At 65.1% G+C, this 15,619-nt stretch carries 14 protein-coding genes; 5 read left to right on the forward strand and 9 right to left on the reverse strand.

Features of this window, described 5'->3' with window-relative positions:
* Nucleotides 1-126: 126 nt before the first annotated feature.
* From LPA35_RS24090 to LPA35_RS24105, 4 genes are all read right to left on the reverse strand, one after another.
* Nucleotides 127-864 (reverse strand): DUF4198 domain-containing protein, encoded by a 738-nt coding sequence (locus tag LPA35_RS24090; RefSeq protein WP_228899513.1) that lies wholly within the window; start codon nucleotides 862-864, stop codon nucleotides 127-129.
* Nucleotides 865-1,050: 186 nt separating this feature from the next.
* Complete coding sequence (locus tag LPA35_RS24095) at nucleotides 1,051-3,273, reverse strand: TonB-dependent siderophore receptor (RefSeq protein WP_228899516.1); 2,223 nt, start codon at nucleotides 3,271-3,273, stop codon at nucleotides 1,051-1,053.
* Nucleotides 3,274-3,298: 25 nt separating this feature from the next.
* Nucleotides 3,299-3,559: a hypothetical protein gene (locus tag LPA35_RS24100; protein ID WP_228899519.1), complete on the reverse strand. Its 261-nt coding sequence runs from the start codon at nucleotides 3,557-3,559 to the stop codon at nucleotides 3,299-3,301.
* Nucleotides 3,556-4,776, reverse strand: a complete 1,221-nt coding sequence (locus LPA35_RS24105; RefSeq protein ID WP_370641511.1) for a PepSY-associated TM helix domain-containing protein — start codon at nucleotides 4,774-4,776, stop codon at nucleotides 3,556-3,558. The genes LPA35_RS24100 and LPA35_RS24105 overlap by 4 nt, the downstream gene beginning before the upstream one ends.
* Before the next feature lie 412 nt (nucleotides 4,777-5,188).
* Between LPA35_RS24105 and LPA35_RS24110 the strand changes: the two genes are divergently transcribed.
* From LPA35_RS24110 to LPA35_RS24130, 5 genes are all read left to right on the forward strand, one after another.
* Complete coding sequence (locus tag LPA35_RS24110; RefSeq protein WP_370641512.1) at nucleotides 5,189-5,677, forward strand: nucleotidyltransferase family protein; 489 nt, start codon at nucleotides 5,189-5,191, stop codon at nucleotides 5,675-5,677.
* Nucleotides 5,678-5,879: 202 nt separating this feature from the next.
* Complete coding sequence (locus tag LPA35_RS24115; RefSeq protein ID WP_228899523.1) at nucleotides 5,880-6,371, forward strand: GNAT family N-acetyltransferase; 492 nt, start codon at nucleotides 5,880-5,882, stop codon at nucleotides 6,369-6,371.
* A 177-nt stretch (nucleotides 6,372-6,548) separates the two neighbouring features.
* On the forward strand, nucleotides 6,549-6,974 hold the full coding sequence (locus tag LPA35_RS24120; RefSeq protein WP_218300650.1) for a DUF3806 domain-containing protein: 426 nt from the start codon (nucleotides 6,549-6,551) through the stop codon (nucleotides 6,972-6,974).
* 576 nt (nucleotides 6,975-7,550) lie between these two features.
* Nucleotides 7,551-8,018, forward strand: a complete 468-nt coding sequence (locus tag LPA35_RS24125; protein ID WP_228899526.1) for a hypothetical protein — start codon at nucleotides 7,551-7,553, stop codon at nucleotides 8,016-8,018.
* A gap of 20 nt (nucleotides 8,019-8,038) precedes the next feature.
* Entirely contained in the window at nucleotides 8,039-8,611 is a 573-nt protein-coding gene (locus LPA35_RS24130) for a GNAT family N-acetyltransferase (RefSeq protein WP_228899533.1), read from the forward strand.
* On the opposite strand, the gene LPA35_RS24135 is transcribed toward LPA35_RS24130, so the two are convergent.
* From LPA35_RS24135 to LPA35_RS24155, 5 genes are all read right to left on the reverse strand, one after another.
* Nucleotides 8,563-10,695: a TonB-dependent siderophore receptor gene (locus LPA35_RS24135; RefSeq protein ID WP_228899536.1), complete on the reverse strand. Its 2,133-nt coding sequence runs from the start codon at nucleotides 10,693-10,695 to the stop codon at nucleotides 8,563-8,565. The two genes, LPA35_RS24130 and LPA35_RS24135, sit on opposite strands and share 49 nt — an antisense overlap.
* Before the next feature lie 121 nt (nucleotides 10,696-10,816).
* Complete coding sequence (locus tag LPA35_RS24140; protein WP_228899537.1) at nucleotides 10,817-12,994, reverse strand: TonB-dependent siderophore receptor; 2,178 nt, start codon at nucleotides 12,992-12,994, stop codon at nucleotides 10,817-10,819.
* Nucleotides 12,995-13,165: 171 nt separating this feature from the next.
* A complete protein-coding gene (locus LPA35_RS24145) occupies nucleotides 13,166-13,501 on the reverse strand; it encodes a DUF3325 domain-containing protein (protein WP_055398625.1) in 336 nt (111 codons plus the stop codon).
* A 3-nt stretch (nucleotides 13,502-13,504) separates the two neighbouring features.
* Nucleotides 13,505-15,271 (reverse strand): PepSY domain-containing protein, encoded by a 1,767-nt coding sequence (locus LPA35_RS24150; RefSeq protein ID WP_228899539.1) that lies wholly within the window; start codon nucleotides 15,269-15,271, stop codon nucleotides 13,505-13,507.
* Entirely contained in the window at nucleotides 15,268-15,576 is a 309-nt protein-coding gene (locus tag LPA35_RS24155; protein ID WP_228899541.1) for a DUF3649 domain-containing protein, read from the reverse strand. Before LPA35_RS24155 ends, LPA35_RS24150 begins: the two co-directional genes overlap by 4 nt.
* Between the last annotated feature and the right edge of the window lie 43 nt (nucleotides 15,577-15,619).

Here is a 15,619-nt window from a genome sequence, read left to right on the forward strand (position 1 = left end):
AAAGCGCTACAGCCCATTTTTAGTGATAGGAATGCCAGCCGCCCGAGCGTGCCAAGGCAGTACCACGCGCCGCGAGAGGGCGGTGGTTTGTGCGGCTAGCAAATCGGCGGTGGCGGCAGCCGGGGCTCAGTGGGCCTTGGGCGGCTCGGGCAGGGCGGGCGACGCCATGCCGTCGGCCAGCACAAAGGTGAGCGTGGTCACGTAGCTGGCTTCGCCGTACTTCTCGCCTTGCACTTCGCCGGGGGTCTTGTCGCTGTGCTTTACCTCGGCCACGTACTGGCCCTTCCAGGGGGTGACGAAGGTCACCGTGCCGTCTTCACCGGCCTCGGCTTCGCGCGTCCAGCCCGACGGGGCGGCCAGCTGCACCTTGGCCTTGGGCAGCGGCGCACCCTTGTAGACCACCTTCAGCTCGCCGGGCTTGCCGGTGGGCACCAGGTCCAGCGGCGCGGTGGGTGCCACGGGCTTGGCCAGACTGGCCACCCAGCGGGCCGAGGGCTGCCAGATCATGGCCGGCAGGTTGCGCTTGCTGCGGTCGATCAGCGGGTAGCTGGCGGCGGCGAACAGGGTGTCGGGCGTGCCCGTGGTGGTGTAGACAAAAGCGTCTTTGGCGAGCTGGCCTTCCACGCGCTGGGCGGCGGCACCTGCGCGTTGTTGTTCCAGTGCAGGCACACCCTTGAACTGGTCCAGCCGGCCGGGCGAGGTCTCGCGCAGGTTCTCGTTGAACTCGCCAAAGTGCAGGCGCGCCTGGCCGCCAGCGTTTTCGAGCCAGACCTGGTGGGCTTGGGCGGAGTTCACCGCGGTGAGGGCGCCGCAGGCCAGCAGGGCGGACAGCAGCGGGGCTTGGAGGCGTTGGTTCGAGGACATGGACGTTTTCCTTTCGGTGGTTTTAGTGACAGCAAAAAACAGCGGAGCGCAGTGCTCCACACCCCCGGCGCTACGGGGGAAAAAACTCATTTTTTGATAGCTGCCTGCGCTTGTTGGATAAGCGCTGGGTGGCTTTTTGACCCTGAAATGGGTCTTGGCAGTGCCTGTGTGGCGCGGGTTGCCGCTTTAGAAGTCCACGCTCACGCTCAGCGACAAGGTGCGCGGCGCACCCACCACCAGGTAGCCCGAGCCGGGGTAGCCGCCGACTGAGGCCCAGTGGTTGCGGTTGGTCAGGTTGTCGATGCGGGCGCGCAGCGTAACGAGCTTGCCTTGCACTTCCGTCATATAGCGGGCACCCACGTCGAGCCGGTTCCAGCCGGGCACGCGCAGGGTGTTGGTGGCGTTGGCATAACTGGCGCCGGTGTGCACCCAGCGGCCGTCCACGGCCAGGCCCGGCACGCCGGGCACGTCCCATTCCGCCCCCAGGTTGGCTTGCAGCTTGGGGACACCGATGACGCGCTGGCCGTCGGTGGCGGCAGCGCCGGTGGTCAGCTGCTTGGCATCCAGCCAGGTCAGGCCGCCCAGCAGGCGCAGGCCCTGGGTGGCCTCGCCTTGCACGGCCAGCTCGATGCCCTGGTGGCGGTCCTTGCCGCTGGTGCTGAAGAGGTTGGCCGCGTTCAAAAACGCACGCGGCTTGGTGGTGGAGAACAGCGCCACGCTGCCGCCCACGCGGCCGGCGTCAAACTTGATGCCCACTTCCTTTTGTTTGGAGACATACGGCGCCAGCATCTCGCCCCGGTTGGTCGCCGTGCTGGGCGCGGTCTGGCCCTGGCTCAGGCCTTCCACATAGTTGGCATACACCGACAGGCCCTTGTTGACCTTGTAGACAGCCGCCAGCAGCGGGCTGGTGCGGCTCTGGTCGTAGCGGTCGGTCTGCAGCCCGGTGCCGTAGTCGTAATTGGCGATCTCCATCTTCTGGTGGCGCAAACCCACGGTGAAGAGCAGGCGGTTGTCCATGAAAGCCATCGTGTCGCCCAGCGCAAAGCTGGTTAGGCGGGTGCTGCCGGTGCGCAGGGGATTGGCCAGATCGCCGCCAAACAGGGTGTTGGCGCTGAACCCCGGTAGGCTGGTGGCTATGGGGTTGTAAAGATTGGTGGCGTGCGTGTTGCGCCAGTCCATGGCGTAGGCGTTCTTCTTTTCGAAGTCGTAGTGCGACGCCACCGCCACCCATTCATGCCCAACGCTGCCGGTCTGCAGCTTGCCACGCAGGCCCAGCTCGCCGGTGTTCACGCTGTCCTTGCGGGTGTTGTCAAAGCGGTAGGTGGTGGCGGCACCGCCGGCGGCGTTGGTCACCGTGAGGTTGGCCAGTGAATTGGCTTCTTCGCCACGGCGCGCGCCCGCCGCAGCCCAGGCCGTGGTGCTGGGCGACAGGTCCCACTCGCCACGCAGCGTGCCGAACACATCGCGTTCGTTGGAGTAGCTCCAGGGCTGGGCAAAGTTGGTCTGGTTGTCGGGCACGCTCGGCACCGTGGTCACAGCGCTGCCCAGCGTGACGTTGGTGCGGGTGTTCTTGAGCTTGTGGTCTTGCCAGCCGATGTCGCCCGACAGGCGCACATCGCGGCTGCGCCAGTCCAGGCCCACGGCCAGCAGGCCGAGCTGCACGTCTTCGTGGTCCACCGCCGTACCGCCATTGCGGGCAGCAGCATTCACGCGGATGCCCGTATTGCCATCGGGCCCAAAGCGGCGGGCAATGTCGGCCGCCACCTGCGTCTGGCCGCCGCTGGCCACGCCAAAGGTCACGCGGTTCAAGGGTTCGTTGGGCGCGCGCTTGGGCAGCAGGTTGATGCTGCCGCCCAGGCCGCCGCCGTTGGGACTGGCGCCGTTCAAAAAGGCCGATGCACCGCGCAGCACCTCCACACGCTCGAACAGTTCGGTGGCAATGTATTGGCGCGGCAGCAGGCTGTACAGGCCGTTGTAGGCCGTGTCGTCCGAATCGAGGATGAACCCCCGGATGAAGAACGCCTCCTGAAAATTGCCAAAGCCACGTGCCACGCGCACCGTGGGGTCGTTCTGCAGCACATCGCCCACGCTGCGGGCATGGCGGTCCTGGATCAGTTCGTTGGTGTAGCTGGTGATGGAAAACGGCGTGTCCATCGCGTCCTTGGTGCCCAGGATGCCCGCGCGGCCCCCACGGGCCACCTGGCCGCCGGGGTAGGCGGGCGACAGGCCTTGGGCCGATGCGTCGGCGCTGGCGTTCACCGTGACGGTGGACAGGGTTTTGCCGTCGGGCTCGGTGGCGCTGGTCGTCGCTTGCGCCCATGCGGCAGGCGCGCCCAGTGTGAAGAGCAGGGCGGCGGCCAGTGCGGCTGGGGTCAGGGCAGGGCGGCGAGGGGAATGGGGATTGCGCATGGCGTGGTGAAGGTGCGGGGAATGTTCAGAGTGGCGTGGCGTTGGCGTTGGTGCCCGCTTCGTCGGCATCGCTGTGGGGTTTGTCATGGGCGCGTTGCGCAGTGGCCTTTGGCGTGGTGCGCGGCCAGCAGGTCCAGCCCATCACCGCCACCGGAATGCCCAGACCCACCCACGACCACCAGTCGCCCCAGGTGTCAGACACCAATGCCGTGATGAGGCCGGTGGTGGTCAGCACACCCATCACGAGGGGCCAGCCCCACAGCGACCAGAAAGGGCTCGCCTTCATGCGCGGCCCTCCGTGCTTGGCAGCGCGCCGCCAGTGCGTGCGGCAGCCGTTGGCGGCAGGCCGGTGTGGCCGTGCACGGTGGCGGCCGCCGTGGCGGTGCTGGTACTGGCGTTGCCCGCCTGCGCACCTTTGCGCAACCACAGGTACAACCCGCTGCCCAGCACCACGATGGTGGCAATGTCGAGCAGCGCCCAGAGGATCTTCATCGGCATGCCGCCGTAGTCGCCAAAGTGCAGCGGCTGCGAGACCAGCAGCGCAGTCAGGTACCACGGCAGCTGGGGCGCTGCTGTGACCTGCGCCGTGCGCGCATCCACCAGCACGGGCTTGAGCAGGCGCGAGGTGAGCGGCTCGTTGCCCCGCAGGAAGAATGTGTTGTGATGCGGGCTGGAAAACGCCGTGCCCGGGAACGCAATGAACGACAGCTTGGTGCCCGGCGCCTGGGCCTGCGCCACCTCCAGCGCTTGCTGCAGCGGCCCGCGCTCTGCGGCGGGCACGATGGGCTGGCCCTCATAGGGCTTGAGCAGCACCGACAACTGGTCGTACTGCCAGTACTTGATGAGCAGATCGGCCCACGTGTTGATCATGCCCGTGCCGCCCACCACAAACGCCCACACCAGCGTGACGATGCCCAGCAGGTTGTGCAGGTCGAGCCACTTCACGCGCGTGGAGCGGTCCCGCCGCACCTCGCCAAACGCCAGCTTGCGCATGAAGGGGGCATACAGCACCACGCCGGTGACGATAGCCACCAGCAGCAACAAGCCCATGAAGCCCAGAAACAGCTTGCCCGGCAGCCCCGCAAACAGGTCCACATGCAGCTTGAACATCACGTACATGAAGCCCTCGTCAAACCGTGGCTGCGCCAGCACCTGGCCCGTGCGCGCATCCACCGCCACGGAGCGGAAATCGTCCGTGGGCGCCGGTGTGGGCGTGAGCGTGACGAACCACACGTTGTCATCGTCCTCGGCGTGCGACGCGAACTGCACCACACGATCCGGGTGCAGTGCCTGCGCGGTGGCCAGCACCTTGTCAAGGCTGGCGCGCGGCGTCTTGGCGGGCATGGCGGGCGCCTCGACCTCGGTGCCCAGCAGGTGGCCAATTTCGTGGTGAAAGATCAGCGGCAGGCCGGTGAGGCACAGCAGCAGCATGAAGACGGTGCACACCAGGCTGGACCACTTGTGGGTCCAGCTCCAGCGGCGCAGGGCGGTGGGGCTCAGCATGGCGTGGGGGCGGGGTGGCAAGGGCTGGGCTGGCGCACACCCGCAGGGCCGGCCCACAGCGCAGAGGCGGCAATGGCGGCAGCAGAAGGAGTGAAGAAGTGGTTCAAGCCAGACAACCCGAATACATCGAAGGACGGTGGGTGCTGGCTGCAGCCTTAGAGCAGGTCTAAGGGGGAGGCTGTGGCTTGCGGAAACTGAATTTTACATTGCAAATGGGAATTGTTTGTATTTGTGGTGATGTTGTGATTCAGGCGGTTGCGAAAACCGCAAGTAGATGGTGCAGAAAAGTGATTCGAGAGGCTGGATGAACCCTCTGCAGAGCTGGCGGTCGGTGGCCTCTGCGCAAGGGCTAAAGTGCTACGTTCTGCCAGAACCATGCACCAGAAATTTCCGCCTAATTTCCTGTGAAGCTATGCACGGAAACGAAACTTCACGACCGGAGCTTGAACGGCGGCTTGTGGCCATGGTGCGCTCTTCAAGCCACTTGATCGCAGCGCTGTTGGCGGTCCGTTCTCTTGGATTGGACTCTTTGTGCATTGGCGCTGGCGCCGTGCGGTCTCTGGTGTGGGATGCTCTCCATGGCTTTGAAACCCCCTCGGTGCTTGAGGATGTCGATGTCGTCCACTTTGACCGCAAAGTTCTCGGCCCGGAGCAAGATGCATATCTCGAAAACCGCCTCCGCGCGATCATGCCGACGGTGCAGTGGGAAGTCACCAACCAAGCCACGGTGCATCAATGGTTCGCCAGCAACCTGGGGCAGTTGGTGCATCCTCTTGGGTCCCTCGAAGAAGGCGTGGCAACCTGGCCAGAGTTCGCGACAGTTCGCGCTTCGCGTGAGGCACAACCCGATCAGAGCGAGTTTCGCCATCTACCGGCAACGTGTGAAATCGAAGCGGTTTAGCGAACGATGGCCGCTGCTTTCGATAGACGCATGTTGAAGCTGAGCCCCAAAGTTGGCCCAAGCACGCAGCTTGGCTGCAGCCCAAGCTGGATGCCGTTTTCAAGATGGTGCCATGTCAAAATATTCCGATCCGTCGAGCTTGTCTCGCAAGTTCTGCGGGATACGGCGAGCTAGCCGTCACAACGAGCACTGGAGGCCCAACTTGGACCTGATCGTCCGTCAAGCACTTGCAGGCGACGCTCCTGCCGCACGCCAATGCGTCGTAGAAGCCTTCAGCCCTTATATCGCTAGGATCGGCAGGCCTCCAGCGCCGATGCTGCTCGACTTCAACGCACACACCCAGGACGGTCATGTCTGGGTCGCGCAGTACGAGAACGCGATCGTCGGCGCGCTCGTTCAGTACGAAACAACAGAGGGCTTCTACATCGACACAGTAGCCACCGTCCCTCATCTGCGCGGCCACGGGGTCGGCAGGGAGTTGCTCATGTTTGCAGAGCACGAGGCGCTGCGTCGCGGCTTCGACAGCTTGTACCTGTGCACGAATTCCAAGATGGTTGAGAACCAGGCCCTCTACACGAAGATCGGCTACGTCGAGTACGAGCGCAAGCATATGACGGGCTACGACAGAATCTTCTACCGAAAAGCACTTCAAGCTTCCAAAGGGAGGCCCCCGGCTGGGCCGGGGAAAGTTTGACTTTTCAGGGGGGTGTCCACCGTAGAGACTTTCGATCGTGAGCCGCCAAGCAACGAAAGAACGCACACGGTGGACAGGGATGAAAGCGGTTCACATATCGAATGCGCTCGGCTTCGCCGGGGAATGGTTCCCTAAGTGCCGCCGGACACATTTTTACTGCCACAGGTGAGTAAGCAGATGATTGAAGCCCCGACTCCGGACGACTTGCAAAAGATTGCTCTGTCCCTGGTTCATGCCCGGCAAGCTATCGTGGATATTCTTCATGCTGAACTCGATGGATCAAAGCGCGACCTTGACCTGATTCAGCGAGCGCTCGACTCCGGCGTTATTGATGCAGAGGCGGAATACACCATTCACGCCCTTGGCATAGCCTTTGGAAAAGTCTTCGTTAACGCCGAGCCAGACTACGACTGGTGGATGATTGACGATGAATATGGTCGAGACCCGGCCGTCCGGTATCTGCAGTCAAGCTTGACTTTTCATCCGCAGGACATGCTCATTAAACGGATTGAGCGGGGCGAGAAGGTGGACGTCACAGAACTCTATGAAGGTTTGCGTTCGCAACTTCAAGAGATCATCGAGGGTGGTGTGGACGGTGCCTGACAAGCTCGACAAGCTTGATTGCCATGGGCGCCCCCTCCAACAACGGCTGCGTCGACGAGACTCCATACTTCCCATCGCGGCACTTGGTGCCGTACCCTGCAACTACGCGCATCGCTCGGGGCGGGGACGCCACTCTCATTCGTTAAGTAGCACCAAGCCAGTCCTAGCGCATATCAATGTCGAAACCACGCTTGCTCCTCGTTATTTGGCTAGGTCTCTCTGTGTGCGCTGGAGTTTTCCTGTGGCAAGGGCATCCCGAAGGTCTGCTCCGTTGGCTGCTTCTCGCAATGTTTGCTCCACCGGCCTACCTCCTGCTCAGCGCGGCCGGGGATCTACTAGGGTTTGTCTACTCCCGTTTGCCAGGTCTCCGCCACGCTAATGAGTTTGTTGAGCAAAAAACCAAGCAGCGGTCGATCTCGGGGCTTCGCGTACTGTGGTACCTCATTTCTACGCTTGTTGCCGTTGCATTCGTAGCTGCAGTCGCATGTGTCGTCCGCGCGCATTCCTAAGCAAAAAGCGAATTTCGCAAAATAATCCATCGGTCTGGTCACGCCTCTCATCTCCTTTCAACAAACCTTGAATCGCATGGGTTGCATAATTCATTTCGTGGGCCGCGAGGCTGATGTGGAAAGCCTCGTCGCGCTGAGTCCGGTTGAACCGTGCAACATTTGGCGGCGAGGTGTGCCGCGCAGTTCCCGGCCGAATAGTCGGCCTGCAGTGACTTCTGGGCTGACCTTGGTGGTGAGTGACGCTGAGTTTGAAGACCTGGAGCAGCAACAGGCCGATGCAATCCAGTTTCTCCGTGCCCATTCAAGCATCTTGAAGAACATGAGCGAAGTCGCAGGCGTGGAGCACGCGACTTTGGACTTTGGGATCGCTATGCGCGATGTGGTCGTACAGTCTGACCATTTTCCCGCCGACCTGACTGCGGCGCTGGCGGTCGCTGGCTGCGGCATGGAGTTAACTCAGTTTCCGACGGGACGCAAGGCGAAGAACCTCAAACGCTATCGCAAGGCGCTGCGTTCCGGTCAGCTTCGACGTTAAACCTCTGCAGTTCCTGCCCCATGCTTGCCTCCGGTCGTTTCGAGCTCCGCCCCTTCGCTGAATCCGATCTCCCCTCCTTCGTCGAGGCCGTTCTGGAGTCCACTGCCACCGTCGGGAAGTGGATGCCCTGGGCCCATCCCAATTACTCAACCGCCGATGCTGCGTCCTGGTTTGCGCATTGCGAGGCCGAGTGGGAGCGCGGTTCCAGCTACGAGTTCGGCATTTTCGACGCCGGGTCCAATACCCTTGTGGGCGGCTGCGGCCTCAATCAATTCAACCTAGTCAACGGCTTCTGCAACCTGGGCTACTGGGTCCGCCAGTCCTGGCAGCGCCAAGGCGCAGCGCTCGCCGCCGTTCAGGCACTCAGTCAGTTCGCCTTTGCAGAGCTCAAGCTGAGCCGCGTTGAAATCGTCGTGGCCCAGCACAACACACCCAGTCTCAGCCTGGCCGAGCGGTCGGGCGCAGTGCGGGAGTGCCTCGCGCGGAATCGGCTCAAGGTGCATGGCATCTTCACCGATGCCTATGTCTTTTCCCTCGTCCCGCCTCAATACCGCGCCTTGAGCGCCACCGTCACACGCCGGGGCTCGCCATAAAAGTTCTGGCGCGAAATGCCTGACACCTTCTCGTAGTAGGTCTTGTCCAGCAGGTTGTCCACCGACAGGTTCAGAGACAGGTGGTCGTTGATCTGGTAGCCCACCTGGGCGTTGAACACTGCGTAGCCCGGTGCGTTGATGCGCAACGCACCGCTTTGCGCAAAGAACTCGCTGCGGTAGGTCATTCCGCCGCCCACGCTGAAGCCGCGCAGCGCCGGGCTGGTGAAGGCATAGCGGGTGAACAGGTTCACGCTGTGGCGCGGCGTGACGGGGCTGAACACCTGGCCCTGCTGCGCCACGGGGGCCTGGAGGTAGCGGGTGTCGTTGTAGGCGTAGCCCGCCACGATGTCCCAGCCGGGCTGGGGCTGGCCGCTGATCTCGGTTTCGAAGCCTTGCGCGCGCACCTTGCCGCCGGCGATGTAGGCGTTTGCCACCACCGGGTCGGCGATGGCGCGGTTCTCGTCAATGATGCGAAACAGCGCTGCATGGGCCTGCAGGCGCTTGTGCAAAAACTCGCCCTTCACGCCCAGCTCCACCTGCTTGCCTGTGCGTGGGGCAAGCAATTGCTTGGCCGCGTTGAGCTGGCTTTGCACCACGAAGGTCTCTGCATAGCTGGCGTAGCCGGTGTACTGCGGGTGGAAGTCCCACATCAGAGCCAGCGACGGCACGAACTGGCGGCCAGGGTCTGCCGATGCGGTGACTGCGCCCGTGCTGGTGCTGCGCGTCACCACCTCCGCCCACGACAGACGCCCGCCTGCCAGCAGCTTGACCGTGTCGGTCAGGCCGATCTGCGCCTGCCCGTACAGCGCGTTCTCGCGGCGCGTGACGATCGAGGTGAAGCCCGGTAGCCGGATGTCTGGGTAGGCCAGGTCGTAGTGGGGCTGCAGCAGGTTGAACGGCACGCTGGGGCCGTAGGCGTAGTTGCCGTCCCAGCTCTTGCCCTCGTTATGGCTCGCGCCCACCAGCAGCTTGTGGGTGCGGCCTGCCATCTGCACCGGTGTGGCCAGGAAGGCGTCGTAGTTGCGGGTGCGCACGTGAAAGTCGCCGTCCACGGTTTCCATGGTGAAGCTGCCGTCGGCGGCCAGGGCACTGTTGGCGCGGGCCGAGCGGTAGAACGCCGTGCGGTCGATGTCGCGCGCGGACAGGCGCACCAAGCCGCCCCCATCCAGCCGGTGCTCCAGCTCTGCGAAAACGTCGGTGGTCTCCAGGTCTTGGCGGTTGGCACGCAGGCCGGCAAAGGCACTGCGGGGCAGGTCGGCCGGGCGGCCATCGGCATAGGTGGGCAGGCCCTGGTCGATGGCGGCGCGCACGCGCTGCTGCGCCGCGCCCACCGACACGGTGGTGGAGGGGGCGATGTCCCATTCCAGCGTGCCGTAGCCCAGGCGCTTGTTGTTGAACAGGGTGTCTACAAAACTGTCTTTGTCTTCCACCACCGCGACGGCGCGCGCGCGGATCGTGCCTTCGGCATTGAGGCCGCCGCCCACGTCTACAGTGCCCCGGCGCAGGCCGAAGGAGCCCACCGCCGCATCGGCGCCAATGGCCAGCTTGGCCGGGGCGCGCTTGCGCACCAGGTTCACGGTGCCGCCGGGCTCGCTCGCGCCCTGCAGCAGCCCGGCCGGGCCGCGCAGCACTTCGATGCGGTCATACATGGCCGTGTCGAGCGTGCTGTAGTTGCCCTGGGGGATCGGAACGCCATCGAGCTGGATGGAGCCCAGATCGAACCCGCGCGCCTGGAAGGTGTTGTAGTTGCCCGCACCATCAAAGCGCGTGACCGTCATGCCGGTGCTCAGCTTGATGGCGTCTTCCACCTTGGTCAGGTTGCGGTCATCCAGCTGCTGGCGCGTGACCACGCTGAGGGACTGCGGCGTCTCTCGCGGTGCCTGCAGGAGCTTGCCTACGCTGACTTCGCGGGCGGTGTACTGGCCCGAGCCTTCGGTCGCCGCGCTGTTGGCCTCGTCGGTCACCTTCACTTCGGGCAGCGCTGTCGTGGTGGGGGTGCCCGTGGTGGGGCCGGAGCTGGTCTGTGCTTGCGCCGTTGCCACGGTGGCCAGCAGGGCGGCAAAGGCCAGTGGGTGCATTTGCATGGTGCTTCTCCTCCTCGGTGTTTGATATTTGCTATCAAATTAATAGCTGCTATCGCTTATCCATCAAGCGCTAGCAGCCAAAAATTCTTCGAATTTGCGTGCTGTGCCTGCAGGCGCAGCGTCAGAACCGCGTGCGCAGCGTCACCTGCACCGCGCGCGGCGAGCCGGGCAGGATCAGGTTGTCGTTGCTGCCGTGGGCCGACACGTAGTACTTGCGGTTGGCCAGGTTCTTGATGTTCACGTCCACATCCCACTGGCCCAGCGTGTACTGCAGGGCCGCGTCCAGCGTGGCGTAGCCGGGCAGGGTGACCAGATTGGTCAGCGAGGTGAAGCGCGCACCCACATAGTTCACGCCGCCGCCCACGCGCAGGCCGTGGCCCAGGTCTTTCATGGCCCACAGGAACGCCGAGTTGCGCGGCGTGAGCGCGGGCACCTTGCCTTGGGCGGCGATGGCGGCTGTGGGCAGCTGTGTGGATGTGGTGGTGGCCAGTGACTTCGTCATGCGGCCGTCCAGCCAGGCGTAGCCGGTGCTCACGTCCCAGCGGCCGGGCAGGCGGCCGTTGGCGGTCAGCTCCAGGCCGTTGGTGCGCTGGGTGCCCACGTTGATCTGACGACCGGGATTGGCGGGGTCGGTGTTCTTGATGTTGGTGCGCTCCAGGTTGAAGAGCGCGCCGGTCACATTCATGCGGCCATCGAGCAGGTCGAGCTTGACGCCGATTTCCTTGTTCTCGGTGATCTCTGGTTCGGCGCCGGTGTTGTTGGCGGCCAGCGCAAACGCTTCGGCCGAGGGCTGGAAGGATTTGCTGTACGACACGTAGTACGACACCACATCGCTCGGCTGCCACACCAGGCCCGCGCGAGGGCTGAACTTTTTGTCGGTGCGCGAGAGCGTTGCGAGCTTGCGGTCGAACGTGGTCTCTTGCCCGAAGACGTCGTAGCGGGCGCCCACCAGCGCCTTCCATTGGGGCGCCAGCGTGATCTGGTTTTGCCAGTACAGCGCGGCTGTGTCTTGCGTGGTGTGGCTGGGGATGGCGCTGTCGGCGTTGTAGTTGGCCGCTGGGATGGCGGGAGCAGGGCGGTTGCCGGGGTTGAAGAGTGGCACGCGGTCTGCGCCACCGGTGACGGACTCGGAGCGTTTCTTTTGCTGGCCCACTTCCACACCCATCAGCCACTCCTGCTTCAAGCCGCCGAGCTGGTTGCGCCACGTCACGTCGGTCTGGTTGAAGAAGCCTTTTTCATCGCGCAGGATGAACGAGCGCGTGCGGCCCACGGTCAGGTTCACCGGGTCGGTGGTGCCGCCGGGCAAGGTGTTGTAGCGGTCCAGCGTGTAGTCGTACAGGCGCGTGACGTTGCGCACCGACCAGTCGTCGTTGAAGCGGTGGTTCAGCGTGGCCGCGAACGACTGCATGGTGCTGGTGGTGGTGTCGTCCTGCGCGGCGTTGCTGGAGCCGTAGTAGGTGCTCGCGGGCACGTTGACGGGGCGGCCATTGAGTGCGGGAATGCCGAAGTCCGTCAGGCGCTTGTCGCGCGCGTTGGTGTACTGCAGCAGCAGGTCGGTCTGCGCCGCGAGCTTGAGCGCGAGCGAGGGCGCGAAGTTGTGGCGCTTGACGAACTGCTGGTCGCGGTAGCTGCCCGAGTCTTCGACGGCGGCGTTGATGCGGAAGGCGGCGGTGTCGCTGATGCCCACATTCACGTCGGCCGTGGCGCGGCGGTAGTCGAAATTGCCCAGGCCCAGCGATGCCTCGCCCGAGGTCTCGCCAAACTTGGGCTTCTTGGTCACGCGGTTGATCAGGCCACCCGACGATCCGCGCCCGTACAGCACGGCGGCAGGGCCCTTGAGCACTTCCACACGCTCGATGTCGGCCAGGTCGCGGAAGTACAGCGCGTCGTCGCGCACGCCATCCACAAACTGGTCGGCAATGGCGGTGAAGCCCCGGATAACCACCTGGTCGCGCTGGCCGTCGCCGTGGCTCATGGCCACGCCGGGCACGTTGCGCAGCGCGTCTTCCATGGAACGCGCACCCTGGTCGCGCAGGAGCTGCGCGGGCACCACGTTCACGGCCTGGGGCACATCGCGCAGCGGCGCGCTGCCCTTGGTGGCCGTGCTGGCGGCGGCGGGTGAATAGCCGTCGTCGTCCGCGCTGGATTGCACGGTGACCTCGCCCAGCGTCTGCGGCGTGGTCTGCGCAACTGCAGGGGGCGGCGCCGTCGTCTGCGCCAGTGCCGTGCCACACAGCGTGGCAAGCAGGGCGGCCACCAGCGGGTGGAGCCGATAGGGGGTTGGTGTGTAAGCGTGCATGGTTTTCCTTGGAGTGAGCGCAACGCGGTTGGCGAAAAGCCCTTGCACCTCGTGGCCTGGCGCGCGCCGCGAAGGCCCGCTGTCTGGGATGTGGTGGGGCCGTGAAAACAGAAAAGCGAGTTCGAGCCCGAGCGGCTCAGCGCACGGCTGCGGGAGCGTGGAGCCTGTCCATCACCACCCCAGCGCCCGCGCCAGCAAGCCCGCCAGCAGGGCGGCGCCAGCCAGTTCGGGCGTGCGCCGGGGCTGCCAGGTGACGGTTGCCGTGACCGCCACGGCGGCCACCGACAGGGCCACGGACCATGCCGTTACGCCCAGGGATGCAGGCACGCCCCCCGGCGGGTGCGCCGCTGCCAGCCACAGCGAAAGCACCAGCAGCAGCCAGCCCGAGCGGCGCAACGCCACCAGGCGGCGCGCGGCGCCTTCCTGGCCCAGGGCGTCTTCGTGGTGGCGATCCATGCCCAGCGCAATGGCCGACCAGGCGGCAAAGCACAGAAGAAAGGCAGACATGGCTCAGGCTCCCGAGGTGGAGGTTTCGGCAGGCGCCACGGGCACCGACGGGGCAGGTCGCGCGGGTCGCGCACTCCGTGCAGGCGCACCGCGCCGGGGCGTGCGACCAGGGCGCACGCGCCACGCCAGCCAGCCCAGCAGCAGCCCGGTGGCCAAAAACGACAGGTCCATGCTGACCCACACCCATTCGCGCGCGGGCAGGCTCACGCCCAGGTGGGTGTGTGTGGTCAGCGCGTTGATCAGCGGCAGCGCGACCCACACCAGGCCCGCAGCGGCCAGCGGCACCGTCCAGCCCAGGCGGTGCGGGCGCACCACCGCGCAGGCCAGCGCCCACAGCAGCGTGATGCCCCAGGCGCTGAAGAACCAGGCCAGCTCTGCATCCGCTCGGCCCTCGATGCCCACAGGGATCAGGCGGTTGGCGGCCAGGTACACGCCACAGGCCAGCGGCAGCCCGGCCAGTGTCGCGATGTTGATGCCAGCCACCAGGCGCTCGCCGAACGGCGCTTTGGGGTGCGCAGCGGGCGCGTTGCTGGTTGTGTTGCTGGTCGTTTTGGCCGCCCCTTGGCGGCTGGCCTGTGTCTGCGACTTGGCGCTGCGCTTGACCGACCACAGCACCATGCCCGTGGCAATCATCAGGCTGCCCAGCACCCCAAAACCGAACAGCGCCCAGCGCAGGCCCACATCGGCAAACCGCGCCATGTGCAGGCCATACAGCACACCATAGGTCTTGACGGCGGGGCTGGTGGCGTCGGCATGGTCCAGCCACTCGCCGGTGGTGGCATCAAACAGCAGGCGCGGTGGGCGGTACTGCAGGCGGTCGCCTTCGTGGCGCGTTACCTCCACCACGGCGCGGCCGTTGGCATCGCGGCGCGCCTGCACGCTGCCGATGCGCCCGCCCTGCCAGCGGGTGGTGGCCGCGTCGATGATGGGCTGCAGGGTGATGGCGGGCAGGGGCGCCACCTTGTCGCCCGCACCCCGGCGGGGACGGCTTTCGGGCTTCTCGCCCTGCAGGTCGGCAAAGTACGCGTTGGAGTCCACGCCTTTCTCGTTCTTGTAGTTGGCGGCAATGCCCGCGGGCATGTACAGCGTGTGGAAGATCATCAGCCCGCTGAAGGTGATCATCAGATAGAACGGCAGCACCAGCACGCCGCTGACGTTGTGCGCATCCAGCCAGGCACGCTGCCCGCCCTTGGTAGGGCGGAAGGTGAAGAAGTCCTTGAAGATGCGGCGGTGTGTGATCACGCCGGTGATCAGCGCCACAAACATCAGCATCGTGGCCACGCCCACCACCCAGCGGCCTTGGATAGTCCAGCGGCCCTTTTGCGCGGTACGCAGCTCGAAGTGAAAGCGGTAGAAAAAATCACCGCCCATGGTCTGGCGCGCCTCGATGGGCTCGCCCGTCTGCGGGTTCATGCGCAGCGTTTCAAAGCGCCCGTTGCCGGTGCCGCGCCAGAGCATGTTGACGGCTGGGTCGCGGTCATCGGGCAGGTGCAGGATCCACTGGGTGACGTCGGGGGCCTTGCGCACTAGCGCGTCCACGGACTTCTGTGCCACCTGCGCATCGGCCGCGTCGGTGCGCGGCAGCCCGTGCATCTCGGGCCGCATCCACAGGTTGAACTCGTTCTTGAAGAACGACAGCGTGCCCGTGAGGAAGATCGCAAACAGCAGCCAGCCGAGGATGAGCCCTGCCCAGGTGTGCAGCCACGACATCGCTTGGCGAAAGCCTTCGCGGTCGGCGCTCTTGCGCACGGTGGAGGTCGCTGTTGTCATGGCGTTCCCCTCATCCATTGCGGCGCCATGGCGCACGCGCCCAGTGCCAGGGCGGGCAGCAGCGTGCCGCCCCAGGCGCCCCAGGCCGTGCGCGCATAAAACGCCCATCCCGCCGCCATGGTATAGGCCAGCCAGGCCAGCATGGTGGCGGTCAGCACGGCCTCCACGCGCGGCATCCACAGCGCCAACACCAACGAAAGCGCAGCGGTGAACCCTGCCGCCAGCGCATAGCCGCCAGCGATGGCCGCCATGGCGCGGGAGGTGATGACCAGGCGGTAGCGCCAGTCAACGCGGGCCGCCTTCATGGCCGACCTGCGGCGGCACCCAGGGCGGTGCGGCCTTCAAAAA

Origin of the sequence: Acidovorax sp. Leaf73 (genome assembly GCF_916855635.1) — a bacterium.
GTDB classification, from domain to species: Bacteria; Pseudomonadota; Gammaproteobacteria; order Burkholderiales; family Burkholderiaceae_C; genus Acidovorax; species Acidovorax facilis.